Here is a 10,992-nt window from a genome sequence, read left to right on the forward strand (position 1 = left end):
AATGTCTATTCATATAGAAGTTGAGGTAATAGAAAGTGTAAATGCTAAAAGAAAAAAAATAGAATTAGCAATAGTGAGAGCGTTAAACAGAACAGCACTATGGCTAAAATTGAAGACAGCAAAAGAAATTAGTGAGGAAAAGAAGATAAAATTAAGTTTTATAAGAAAGAGATTAAGAATTTTTAAAGCAAAAACAAGCAGATTAGAAGTGTTAATTAGAGCAAATCTCTACGACATTAGAGCATCGACAATTGGTAAAATACAAAAAACAAGAAGAGGATCGAAAGTAGGAAAGCATGAGTTTATAGGAGGATTTGCAGCAGTTATGCCAAAAGGAAATAGCGGTATGTTTAAACGTGAAGGAAGAGCAGCATTGCCAATACAAGAAGTAAAGCTACCACTGGAACCTGAAGGCTCAAGAATAATAAAAGATCTTGTTGATTATGAGAGTGAGAGAGTGTTTGAGAAATACTTTAAGCATGAGCTAAACTATATGTTAAAGATATGACAAAGTTCTGGAAAGATTTACATCAAGCAATTTGTACTAAGTTAAAGGAAGAAATACCGGCTATACAGACATGTGAAATTTATCCATCGATAAGAAAAGAATTATTAGCGCCAGCGTTATTTGTAGAGCTTGTGAGTTTAGAATCGGGAAAAGATCCTGGAACAGAGGAATTAGCGCTGAAAGCAAGATTTGAAGCACGAATTGTGATTGATAGCACAATAGAAAATGCCCCTATTATTGTCAGAACATTAGCTGCTGAGGTTGCGAAAGTAGTAAATAAAAATACTTGGAACGTGAAAAATGTTTCACCAGGAGAATTTATATCAGGAGGAGGAGATGACTTTAGACCAGAGCTCGATGCATATTTAGTGTGGATGGTTGAATGGGTGCATACAATACACGTAGGGCGATCTATTTGGAAAGAAGGAAAATTTATGCCACACAAAATAGAAATCGGTGAAATAAATGTTAGAAAATAATTTTGCAATTTCGGAACTACAGAGGAAAATGGCCAACATTGTTCGTATAGGAGTTGTAAAAGAAATAGATTATGAAAAAGCAAAAGTAAGAGTTAAAATAGGAGAATTTTTAACAGATTATTTACCATGGATAACGAGCAAAGCAGGAAAAGATAGAGATTGGTCTCCACCAGATATCGGTGAACAGGTTATGATATTTTCTCCTTTTGGTGAACTATCATTAGGAGTGGTATTAGGAGGAATATATCAGGAAAAATACTCTGCACCAGAGAATAAAAAAGAAATAAATAGTATAAAATTTCAAGATGGGACGAAGTTTACATATGATAAAGGAAAGCATCATTTAGAGATTGAAGTAGTAGACAAAATAACACTGAAAGCTGGGGAATCGAGCATAGAGATGACGAAGAGCGAAATAAAACTGAAAGCAGATAGAATAAACCTTAATTAAATGAATAAATCGGTTGTACGAGTAGGAGATTATTGTGTAGAAGTAACACCGCATTTTTGCATTAGTGGGAGTAACAATGTTTTTGTAAATGGTAAGCCAGTTTGCCGAAAAGGAGATAATTTTACAGAAGGAAGAGCATTAACTAAAGGGTCAAAAACAGTGTTTACAAATGGCTATAGTATAGGAAGAGTTGGAGATTCAATATCTTGTGGTTCTAAAGTAATAAGTGGTAGTAGTAATGTTTTTTCAGGATAAAAATAAACCATCTGCTATACTTACCAAAAATAAAGTTATGAACATGGATATAACTATTAGCCTATTAGGAGACATTAGTAATTTAATAGATAGAGCAAAGAATCATCTTTCTGTTCAATTCAACTCTACTCTAGTATTGTTAAACTGGGAAATTGGCTCCAGAATTGATCAAGATATTCTAAAGCACAAACGCGCAGATTATGGGAAGCAAATCATCTCCCAACTTGCAAAAGAACTTCAGATTAAATATGGACGTGGGTTTGATAGAGCGTCATTATTTCGTATGGTGCAATTTTCTAAATTCTTTCCTGATCAAGAGATTGTCGCGACACTGTCACAACAATTGAGTTGGTCACATTTTGTAGAAATTATTGCAATTTCTGATGAGCTGAAGCGTAATTATTATATAGAAATGTGTCGTATTGAAAGGTGGAGTGTTAGGGCACTACGTAGTAAAATCGATACTATGTTGTATGAACGTACAGCACTAGCAAAAAAACCTGAAGATTTCATAAGAAGGAGTATAAAAAATTTACGTGAAGAAAATATGTTAGCACCAGAATTCATTTTTCATGACCCATACTTCCTTAGCTTCATGGAATTGCCATCAAGTTATAGTGAGACTGATCTAGAAAATATAATCTTGGATGAATTGACAAAGTTTTTACAAGAGTTTGGGAATGATTTTTGTTTTGTAACACGTCAAAAAAGGATGAGTACTAAAACAACTGACAGGTATTTGGACCTGCTATTTTTTCACAGAGGATTAAAACGCCTTATAGCAATAGAACTAAAAATAGGTCGCTTTGAACCAGCTTATAAAGGACAGATGGAATGGTATTTAAATTGGTTAGATAAAAATGAACGAAAAGCAGGTGAAGAAAAACCGTTAGGGATTATTTTATGTGCTGATAAGGATCAAGAGGATATAGAATATCTTGAACTCGAAGGCTCTAATATTCATGTTGCACAGTATTTAACACAGCTTCCTTCTAAAGAAATTCTTGAAAAGAAGTTAAGAAAGGCTATTTCTATAGCACGTGAAAAACATGCAAGTATTCAGTCAGAGCCATGAAAAATATATGCGAGGAATGGATGCTAAAACGGGAAAAGCTCTTGAAGGAATAGAGCACTTAAAGCAGTCGATAATTGATATACTGACCACTCCTATTAACAGTAGAATAATGAAGAGAGATTATGGGTCAAGACTATTTGAATTAGTAGATAAGCCAATAAATAGAGATTTAACTTTGGAAATCTATTCAGCAGTAGCAGAAGCTCTACAAAGGTGGGAGGAAAGATTTAAGCTAGAAAAAGTAAAAATGACAGAGGTGAAAGAAGGAAAAGTAACGCTTGATCTAGAAGGATTATACTTACCAAGCGGGAAAAACATTCATTTTGATGAAATTGTAGTTTAAAGATGCAGCAGCTAAATATTGTAGAAAAGCCAAATTTCGAGGAAATCTTTTCGAGAATGAAAGAAGAGTTAGTCCGTAGAGATGAAACCTTTTCAGGATTAGTAGAATCGGATCCAGCAATGAAGGTATTAGAAGTAGCAGCATGGAGAGAGTTGTTACTCAGACAAAGGATAAACGAAGCTGTAAAGGGTAATTTACTAAAATTTGCAACGGGAGAAGATCTTGATAATTTAGCTGAGTTTTATGGAGTGGAGAGGCAAAAAGAAGAAGATGATGAACGATTTAGAAAAAGAATTAAAGCAAAAATAGTGGGCTCAAGCACGTGTGGAAGCAAAGAACACTATCGATATCATGCACTGTCAGCAGATAGTAGAGTAAAAGATGCACTAGTGGAATCAACTATACCAGGGAAAGTACAAATTTCAATCTTATCAACACAATTATCCACAACTGGCATAGTGTCAGAAGAGCTACTTGAAATTGTAAGAAAGCAAGTTACTAGAGATGATATAAGAGTTTTAACAGATACAGTAACAGTGATAGGTTGCAATATTACGGAAATAGATATTCACAGCAGAATGAGTATAAGTCCTATAATATCAAAGGAGGAAATCAAGAAGCAGTTTATTGAGAAGTTTGAAGCAAGTAGAAGGTTGGGATGGAATGTTACAAAATCATGGATAATAGCAAACCTATTTGTAGAGGGTGTAGAGAATGTAGAATTAATCGAGCCAAAAGAAGATGTTGTGGTGCTAGGTAATGAGTGTGCTGCTTTAAGAAACTTAGAGATTGAGTTGAATTAATGTTATTGCCACCAAATGCAACAAAACAGGAAAAAGCGCTAGTAGATGCAACGGATTATAAAGTTGATCCAAGTTGCATCAGAGGGTTTAAGTTTAGTCTTAAAGAAGAAACATTGCCGTGGTTGATTGAGGAATATGAATTGGGGGAGATACTACGCTGGGTAAAAGATAAAAGAAGAGCGATAGTAGAAGGAGTAAAGTTTCAAAGACTGAGAGGAACCCCAGAATCACTCAAAATAGCACTAAAATGGGCAAATATAGAAGATATTACAATTATCGAAGAACCACCTGGAAAACATTTTTTTGAGCTGCAAATTGGAATAAAGGATGTGCCAAATGACTTTTTTGTAGATGCAGTTGTAGAATTGGCAAAGCTGTCATTACCAGCAAGATCAAGGCTAATGAGGATTTTCAATGACCACTACAACATTGATAGGTTTATTTTAGATGAAAGCTTTTTTGGAAGTTTGTTATCGGATTACTCGGGGATAAAAATTGAAAAAGATGGACCAGTACTGTCATTCGGTAGAAAGAACACATTTGAGCTAAAAAGCTTAAATCCAAATTTTAAGTTTAGCACTTTTCGGATTCATTATGAGCAAGCATTTAGTAATGACATATATCGGTTGAATGTAGCAGTGCTTGGGGAAACAGAGCCTCACACAAAGGATTACAAAGGCATTTATGAAAGAAGTCATCAGTGGTATAACTTAAAAGCCCTGTATCCTCTAACTCAAAGCTTATTACCGTCGATTAAATTTGCAAAAGCGCAGATTGTACTGTCAGATAGCTGGAAATTAGGAGAAATAAATAGCTGTTTTCCGGTTGGTAGAATAGAAGAAGAAGGAAATAAATTTGTATTGGGAAACGATAAACTTTCAGGGCAACGTTGGAATTTAAAACACAAGCCAATTTTAGAAAGGTTTAGCGTTACTCACCACTACAAAATAGAAAATTATACAGATCAGAAGGTCAGAAAATATGTTTTAGCAGAACACAACATTTACTATAAAAACGACTTATATTCAGAGCAAAAAGACTCAATACACGAATTAGAAAAGCACATTTTAGTGTTTTACCCGGGAGTACTGAAATGGCACGAACATCGACATTTGCACAGAAGTTGGAAAAATAGTCAAGCAATATGTGTAATAAGTTAAATACTTATATTTAGATCCTCATATATTATATTAATAATAGTTTAAAGTGTATGAAATAAAAAGAAAAGGACTTGCTTTCTCATGCTAAAACGGACATGACTTGAATAGCAGCAGGTAAATATAAGAAATTTATCTAACGCTAGAAAAGCTAATTTTGTGAGGTATGAAATGAGTTTTAGCAAGAGTAAGTTTTTTAAAGAAGTATCAAGTAACGATATTAATAAAAGAAATGAAGAAGGAGAGACGATATTACACCAAGCAGTAGAAATCTCTGATTACAAAACAGTGAGGTTATTAATAAAAAAAGGGGCAGAGGTAAATGCAAGAGATAAGAATGGTTATACACCACTACACTGTGCAGTATTCGCAAAAAGTTTAGAAAATGTAAAAGTGCTGCTAAGAGAAGGAGCAGAAGTAAATGCTACTCAATATGTTACTGGATGTACGCCACTGCACTCTGCGTGCAAAATAGGAGGAGCAGGAGTTGAAATAATAAAAGAGCTGGTAAAGGCTGGAGCTGAAGTTAATCAACTGAATAAGTACGGTGCAACACCAATGTATTACATCTGGGAAAGTGAAAAGTATCGTCTATGTGATAGCAAAGAGAGTGAAAAGGCAAGTAAATTTTTGAGAGAAAAAGGAGGAGTAACAAAAAGTAGAGAACTGACGTGCTATGGAATAGAGGGGCTAGTGGGAGAAATAGCAGACATGTTGAATGGAAGCTACATGCCGGAGCTAAAAATAATAGAGATAGAAGAAATAAGAAAGAGAGACAAATCACTAATAAAGGAAGAATGTGAAAATTTAGCAAGCAAAATAATAAGCCAGATAAATGAAATGATAGATGAGGTGGTGAGAAGGAAAGCTTAAAAAAAAGGTCAAAGAAAAGGTGAGGTAAATTATGTTAAAGTTTGGCAAATTTAATAAGTCAGCAGAAGAATTATTAGAGAACTCACATGAAAATATTTATGCAAGAGACGAGAAGGAACTGCATTATGCGGTAGACGCAAAAACAGTGAAGTTATTAGTCGAAAAAGGAGCGAATGTGAATGCTAAAGATATAGAAGGACACACAGCACTGCACCTAGCGGTAACGGAGAAACGTCTAGAAATCGTGAGGGAATTGATAAAATCAGGAGCAGACGTAAATGCTGAGGAATATGGAAATAAATGCATACCTCTACACCTTGCGTGCATGGTAGGTGAAAAAGAAATAGTGGAGGAGCTAGTGAAAGCTGGAGGAGAAATAGAGCAAGCGGATAAATTTGGAATGACAGCGATGGATTATGCGAAAAATAGCAAAAAGATAACCGAGGTATTAAAGAAAGAAACAGACAGAATTGAGAAGCTATTTATGAAGGGCTAAAAATATGGAGAAAGAAATAGAAAAGAAAGTAATGAATTTAGAGAAAAAACCTTTGAATGAGCTGAGAAAAATATGGAAGAAGGTATTTGTGGAAGAAGCACCTAGATACTCAAAGAAATATCTGATACCAAGATTAGCTTATAGAATGCAGGAAAAAGCGTATGGAGAAATGTCAAGAAAGGGGACAAAAAGACTAGAGTATCTGGCAGATCGGCTAGAGAAGGGAAAAAGAATAAGTAGCGATAAATTACCAGTAGAAGGAACAGAATTAATACTAGAGAGAGGAGAAGAGACGCATGCGGTAATGGTGACAGATAAGGGTTTAATCTACCGAGAAGAATTTTTCACGTCATTGTCAGCAGTAGCAGGAAAAATAATGGGAATGAGCTACAATGGGCCGCTTCTATTTGGAATGAGAGATAAGGAGAAAGAATGCTGAAAGAGGTAAGATGTGCGATATATACAAGAAAATCAAATGAGGATGGTCTCGAGCAGAAGTTTAATAGCCTTGATGCCCAGCGAGTAGCATGTGAAAAGTATATAAAGAGCAAAGAAGGCTGGGTAGCATTGGCAAAAAAGTACGATGATGGAGGATATTCAGGAAAAAATTTAGAAAGACCAGCGATAAAGGAATTATTTGAAGATGTCAGAGGAGGAGAGATAGACTGTGTAGTAGTATATACACTAGATAGGTTATCAAGAGAAACAAAAGACAGCATAGAAGTAACGTCATTTTTTAGAAGGCACCGAGTAAATTTTGTAGCAGTAACACAGATATTTGACAATAATACGCCAATGGGAAAATTCGTACAGACAGTATTATCAGGAGCAGCACAACTAGAAAGAGAGATGATAGTAGAGAGAGTAAAAAATAAAATAGCAACATCAAAAGAACAAGGTTTATGGATGGGAGGAACTTTACCGCTTGGGTATGATGTAAAAGATAAGGAATTAATAATAAATGAAAAAGAAGCAAAAACAGTGCAGCATATATTTGAAAGATATTTGGAGCTGAAGTCAATGGCAGAGTTGGCAAGAGAGTTAAACAGGGAAGGATACCGAACAAAAGCAAAAACGGATATCTTTAAAAAAGCAACGGTGAGAAGAATAATAACAAATCCAATATATGTGGGAAAGATAAGACATTATGACAAACAGTATGAGGGAAAGCACGATGCGATAATAGAAGAGGAAAAGTGGAAAAAAGCACAAGAATTGATAAGTAATCAACCGTATCGAGGAGTAAAATATGAGGAAGCGCTACTAAAGGGAATAATTAAATGTAAGAGCTGTGATGTAAATATGACGCTGACATACTCAAAAAAAGAGAATAAGAGATATCGATATTACGTATGCAACAATCATTTAAGGGGAAAGGGTTGTGAATCAGGAAGCCGAAATGTAATAGCAGGAGAAGTAGAAAAAGAAGTAATGAAGAGAGCAGAAGATTTATATGAAAAATGGGGAGAAAAAGCAGAAGAATGGAAAAATTTAAGTTTTGGAAAGCAGAAAGAAGTAGTGAAAAAGTTAATAAAAGGAGTAATGATAAAAGAAGATGGAATAGAGGTGAGTTTAGAGGATAAGGTGGAATTTATACCAATAAAAAAGAAAGGAAAGAAATGCACAGTAACTGAGCCAGAAGGCAAAACAAACAATGCACTACTGAAAGCAGTGGTAAGAGCCCATCTGTGGAAACGGCAACTAGAAGAGGGAAAATACGAAAGTGTGAAGGAGCTGAGTGCCAAAATTAATATAGGTACAAGACGTATACAGCAAATTTTAAGGTTAAATTATTTAGCTCCGAAGATTAAGGAAGACATAGTAAATGGGAGACAGCCAAGGGGTTTGAAGTTAGTTGATTTGAGAGAAATACCGATGCTGTGGAGTGAACAATTAGAGAAGTTTTACGGCTCAGCATCGTAACGTTTATAAAAACAACAATATGAAAAAACATCGAAAAAAGTATGTGCCAGAAAATTAAAAAAGGTTATTGCAAAAGGAGCTACTACAAAGAGCCACACAAAAGATGCTGAAATTGATATAGAAAAGTAAGTCAATGTTACAGAATCAATTATGTGAAAATATCAATATAAATAATGAAGATCTTAGTATGTTAGATGCAATAATGGTAGAAAATGATCCAATTTTAGCTGCATATTTTAATAGTAGACCTGGAGTGTAAAAGGCAGCCCAGCCAATTGTATGTTCCATATCCTCATTTTGTAGCCAGCTTAAAAACAACATAAAAGAGTATTCTTAGAAGACATTGGTACGAACTCCTTAACCTATAAATTATAGTAGTTTATATTTAAATAATAATCTTCAACTTTTTTAGCAAATCAATCTACCTAGAAACTTCTCTCCTAGGATCAGAAGTCCTTCTTAACTCTTCACGTTCTGTCCATTTGTTTTTAGACTCGCTTATTACTTCAGGATGCATTAATTTTCCAGACCTTTCAAAATATCCCTGTTCAATAGCATAGTAGACATCATAATCACCAAGTGCACAATCCTCGCCTAATTCTTCTTCATGACCTTTGAATTTTTCCAATACTTCCTCTCTATTACTCACTTCTACTATAATTTTGCTTTTATCTTGTACGTCAGGATACAGTCTAACGTCTATATTTCCCAAACTGGTATAGAAAGTTAATACTATATCGCTGCCTTCTGTAAGATCTGTGTAATTCCTTATGCCATCTTGGGTTATAATTTCTACCTCACTTTTGCCAATTTTTATTACACTCCTTCCATATCCTTTTTCTCCTTGAGGTATTCCTAAATTCCTTGTTCTATCTGTGATTTTTGCAACATCTATTATACTATCCTCTGAGTATTCTAAGTAAGATACACTGTTATCGATTTTTCCATCACACAGTTGACCACTGGTAGCATCCCTTGCAACTCTAAAAAATTCTTCAGCATAATTAATGTACTCTACATGAGCCTTGATTACATTAGCTTTATGATCTTTAAACTCTCGTTCTATTGTATCAATGACTTTTAAACTATCTGAGTTTTTTAACTTTGCTCCTCTCGATATTAATGCACATACTATATCACTGGCAATTCCATAGCTTCCTTCTAACTTAGCAATTTTTTCTAGTACGTGATCTGCAAAGTAATAATCTTTGTCTTTAGCAAAATTTAATCTCATTCCAGAAGCTATAATCTCATTTACAACTTCCTGTAGTTCAATCATGCTTTTAGCTTTTACTACCTTACTCAAAAACTTATTTAGCTTAGCAAGTTGATTTGTTTGATACATCTCTGACAAGAGACTATCACATTTTTCACAATTATCTTGCTTATTACCTACAAAGTCAGTTGCTCCTGCTTTTAAGAGTAAAGCTTTTACATCAGGAAATTGACAAAACGGCCAAATTGAACTATCACCCTTAACATTTAAAACTATCTTTACATCTTGGTTATTTTTATGTTTATCTAAAAATTTTTTCAGATCTTCAACACCTGGACCATAAGGATTATCCCAATCTTCATCAGAATCTGTAGCTTTAACCATTTTACGTAGTTGGTCTCTTAACTTTTTTTGGTTGTCAGTTAAAAAACACTCCATAATATTGTTGCTATCAATTGCAATTTGCAGTGGGGTTTTTCCATTGTTATTTTTTATGTTTAAATCAGCTCCTTTGCTTATGAGTAAATCCATAACCTTTCTGCTATAATCATTACAATTAGCAGCATAATAGTGTAAAGGTGTATTACCTTTTTTATCTTGTATATTTGGATCAGTTTTTGCATCTAAGAGATACTTTAGACCTTCATACTCACTGGAATAAATAGCAGTATCATGCAAAAGTGTTTTACCTTTATTATCCTGCATATTTAAATCAGCACCAGCTTTGAGAAGAGGATGAATGGCTTCATCGTGTGCGACAAACACATTCAATACTGTTGTTCCTAGATGTCCTCTTTTTAGATTAAGAACGTACTTCAGGTCTTTATTTTTCTCGTTACTTTCTAAAAACTGCTTAAGATTTGAAAATGAGTCATAATTCCCCATATTAAAATCTTTTATAATACTATTGAGTAATTTTTGATTTAACTTTTTTTGACTCTCTTCCAGTTTTAAGTTAGGTGCATGAATAAGCCACTCATCTATTAAATCCTCTAAGTATTTTTTATCATCTATCAAACTTCTATCAGCCCAAAATAAATCTCGCTTAATGAATTCATAATAACTATCTACTGGTAATTCAGTTGCTTCTGTTTTTGGGCTACCTATTTCTGAACACTCTTGTCCAGCACTTAGGTCACACTTCAGTTTTTGCTCATCAGTGTGTTTGCTTTGTTCACTGATAGGTTCTGCAATATATTTTACTGGCCCTGTACCCATATTACCTGCTAGCTCTAGATATAGGATATATTATATAGAATGTGTAGTATGTGTCAAGCTAATTTCAACATAATCTTTTTACTACTCATATTTTTGTTAAGTTTTTATGGTGAGTACTGCTAGGTTAAAAGTTGTTTATTACTGGAAGTTTTAGCCAATTTTACTATAGATCAACAAAATTGAGAACACCAGCTA

Annotated in this window: 14 protein-coding genes; 13 read left to right on the forward strand and 1 reads right to left on the reverse strand. The window is 34.2% G+C overall.

Features of this window, described 5'->3' with window-relative positions:
* Position 1: 1 nt before the first annotated feature.
* The 13 genes from AAGD65_RS03055 (at position 2) to AAGD65_RS03115 (ending at position 8,622) form a co-directional block, all read left to right on the forward strand.
* A complete protein-coding gene (locus AAGD65_RS03055) occupies positions 2 to 508 on the forward strand; it encodes a phage tail protein (RefSeq protein ID WP_264376268.1) in 507 nt (168 codons plus the stop codon).
* Positions 505 to 987, forward strand: coding sequence for a hypothetical protein (locus AAGD65_RS03060; RefSeq protein ID WP_264376267.1), 483 nt, complete (start codon positions 505 to 507; stop codon positions 985 to 987). Before AAGD65_RS03055 ends, AAGD65_RS03060 begins: the two co-directional genes overlap by 4 nt.
* Complete coding sequence (locus tag AAGD65_RS03065) at positions 974 to 1,438, forward strand: phage baseplate assembly protein V (protein ID WP_264375274.1); 465 nt, start codon at positions 974 to 976, stop codon at positions 1,436 to 1,438. The genes AAGD65_RS03060 and AAGD65_RS03065 overlap by 14 nt, the downstream gene beginning before the upstream one ends.
* Positions 1,439 to 1,693, forward strand: coding sequence for a PAAR domain-containing protein (locus AAGD65_RS03070; protein WP_264375275.1), 255 nt, complete (start codon positions 1,439 to 1,441; stop codon positions 1,691 to 1,693). It abuts the gene before it with no gap.
* Positions 1,677 to 2,768: a YhcG family protein gene (locus tag AAGD65_RS03075; protein WP_264375276.1), complete on the forward strand. Its 1,092-nt coding sequence runs from the start codon at positions 1,677 to 1,679 to the stop codon at positions 2,766 to 2,768. The genes AAGD65_RS03070 and AAGD65_RS03075 overlap by 17 nt, the downstream gene beginning before the upstream one ends.
* Before the next feature lie 7 nt (positions 2,769 to 2,775).
* Positions 2,776 to 3,111: a GPW/gp25 family protein gene (locus AAGD65_RS03080; protein WP_213864022.1), complete on the forward strand. Its 336-nt coding sequence runs from the start codon at positions 2,776 to 2,778 to the stop codon at positions 3,109 to 3,111.
* 2 nt (positions 3,112 to 3,113) lie between these two features.
* Positions 3,114 to 3,914, forward strand: a complete 801-nt coding sequence (locus AAGD65_RS03085) for a baseplate J/gp47 family protein (protein ID WP_264376383.1) — start codon at positions 3,114 to 3,116, stop codon at positions 3,912 to 3,914.
* The gene (locus tag AAGD65_RS03090) at positions 3,914 to 5,074 is read left to right on the forward strand and encodes a phage tail protein (RefSeq protein ID WP_230609232.1); all 1,161 of its coding nucleotides are present in this window, start codon (positions 3,914 to 3,916) and stop codon (positions 5,072 to 5,074) included. The genes AAGD65_RS03085 and AAGD65_RS03090 overlap by 1 nt, the downstream gene beginning before the upstream one ends.
* Before the next feature lie 168 nt (positions 5,075 to 5,242).
* Positions 5,243 to 5,944, forward strand: coding sequence for an ankyrin repeat domain-containing protein (locus tag AAGD65_RS03095; RefSeq protein ID WP_230609234.1), 702 nt, complete (start codon positions 5,243 to 5,245; stop codon positions 5,942 to 5,944).
* 31 nt (positions 5,945 to 5,975) lie between these two features.
* Positions 5,976 to 6,440 carry an ankyrin repeat domain-containing protein gene (locus AAGD65_RS03100; protein WP_264375263.1) on the forward strand — a complete coding sequence of 155 codons (465 nt, stop codon included), beginning with the start codon at positions 5,976 to 5,978 and terminating at the stop codon, positions 6,438 to 6,440.
* A 4-nt stretch (positions 6,441 to 6,444) separates the two neighbouring features.
* Positions 6,445 to 6,879, forward strand: coding sequence for a DUF2924 domain-containing protein (locus tag AAGD65_RS03105; protein ID WP_230609237.1), 435 nt, complete (start codon positions 6,445 to 6,447; stop codon positions 6,877 to 6,879).
* A complete protein-coding gene (locus tag AAGD65_RS03110; RefSeq protein WP_264375408.1) occupies positions 6,873 to 8,363 on the forward strand; it encodes a recombinase family protein in 1,491 nt (496 codons plus the stop codon). Before AAGD65_RS03105 ends, AAGD65_RS03110 begins: the two co-directional genes overlap by 7 nt.
* Before the next feature lie 133 nt (positions 8,364 to 8,496).
* Complete coding sequence (locus tag AAGD65_RS03115; RefSeq protein ID WP_264375407.1) at positions 8,497 to 8,622, forward strand: hypothetical protein; 126 nt, start codon at positions 8,497 to 8,499, stop codon at positions 8,620 to 8,622.
* A gap of 162 nt (positions 8,623 to 8,784) precedes the next feature.
* Here AAGD65_RS03115 and AAGD65_RS03120 read toward each other — a convergent pair whose 3' ends face one another.
* The gene (locus AAGD65_RS03120; protein WP_264375406.1) at positions 8,785 to 10,797 is read right to left on the reverse strand and encodes an ankyrin repeat domain-containing protein; all 2,013 of its coding nucleotides are present in this window, start codon (positions 10,795 to 10,797) and stop codon (positions 8,785 to 8,787) included.
* Positions 10,798 to 10,992 lie beyond the last annotated feature (195 nt).

The organism is Wolbachia endosymbiont (group B) of Chesias legatella, assembly GCF_964026945.1.
Taxonomy (GTDB): domain Bacteria; phylum Pseudomonadota; class Alphaproteobacteria; order Rickettsiales; family Anaplasmataceae; genus Wolbachia.

What these genes read in the sequence shown, in the direction of transcription:
- AAGD65_RS03060 (WP_264376267.1), top strand. Translation starts at nt 505, where the DNA reads ATGACAAAGTTCTGGAAAGATTTACATCAAGCAATTTGTACTAAGTTA.
- AAGD65_RS03085 (WP_264376383.1), top strand. Translation starts at nt 3,114, where the DNA reads ATGCAGCAGCTAAATATTGTAGAAAAGCCAAATTTCGAGGAAATCTTT.
- AAGD65_RS03070 (WP_264375275.1), top strand. Translation starts at nt 1,439, where the DNA reads ATGAATAAATCGGTTGTACGAGTAGGAGATTATTGTGTAGAAGTAACA.
- AAGD65_RS03055 (WP_264376268.1), top strand. Translation starts at nt 2, where the DNA reads ATGTCTATTCATATAGAAGTTGAGGTAATAGAAAGTGTAAATGCTAAA.
- AAGD65_RS03075 (WP_264375276.1), top strand. Translation starts at nt 1,677, where the DNA reads ATGTTTTTTCAGGATAAAAATAAACCATCTGCTATACTTACCAAAAAT.
- AAGD65_RS03065 (WP_264375274.1), top strand. Translation starts at nt 974, where the DNA reads ATGTTAGAAAATAATTTTGCAATTTCGGAACTACAGAGGAAAATGGCC.
- AAGD65_RS03120 (WP_264375406.1), bottom strand. Translation starts at nt 10,797, where the DNA reads ATGGGTACAGGGCCAGTAAAATATATTGCAGAACCTATCAGTGAACAA.
- AAGD65_RS03110 (WP_264375408.1), top strand. Translation starts at nt 6,873, where the DNA reads ATGCTGAAAGAGGTAAGATGTGCGATATATACAAGAAAATCAAATGAG.
- AAGD65_RS03100 (WP_264375263.1), top strand. Translation starts at nt 5,976, where the DNA reads ATGTTAAAGTTTGGCAAATTTAATAAGTCAGCAGAAGAATTATTAGAG.
- AAGD65_RS03095 (WP_230609234.1), top strand. Translation starts at nt 5,243, where the DNA reads ATGAGTTTTAGCAAGAGTAAGTTTTTTAAAGAAGTATCAAGTAACGAT.
- AAGD65_RS03090 (WP_230609232.1), top strand. Translation starts at nt 3,914, where the DNA reads ATGTTATTGCCACCAAATGCAACAAAACAGGAAAAAGCGCTAGTAGAT.
- AAGD65_RS03105 (WP_230609237.1), top strand. Translation starts at nt 6,445, where the DNA reads ATGGAGAAAGAAATAGAAAAGAAAGTAATGAATTTAGAGAAAAAACCT.
- AAGD65_RS03080 (WP_213864022.1), top strand. Translation starts at nt 2,776, where the DNA reads ATGCGAGGAATGGATGCTAAAACGGGAAAAGCTCTTGAAGGAATAGAG.
- AAGD65_RS03115 (WP_264375407.1), top strand. Translation starts at nt 8,497, where the DNA reads ATGTTACAGAATCAATTATGTGAAAATATCAATATAAATAATGAAGAT.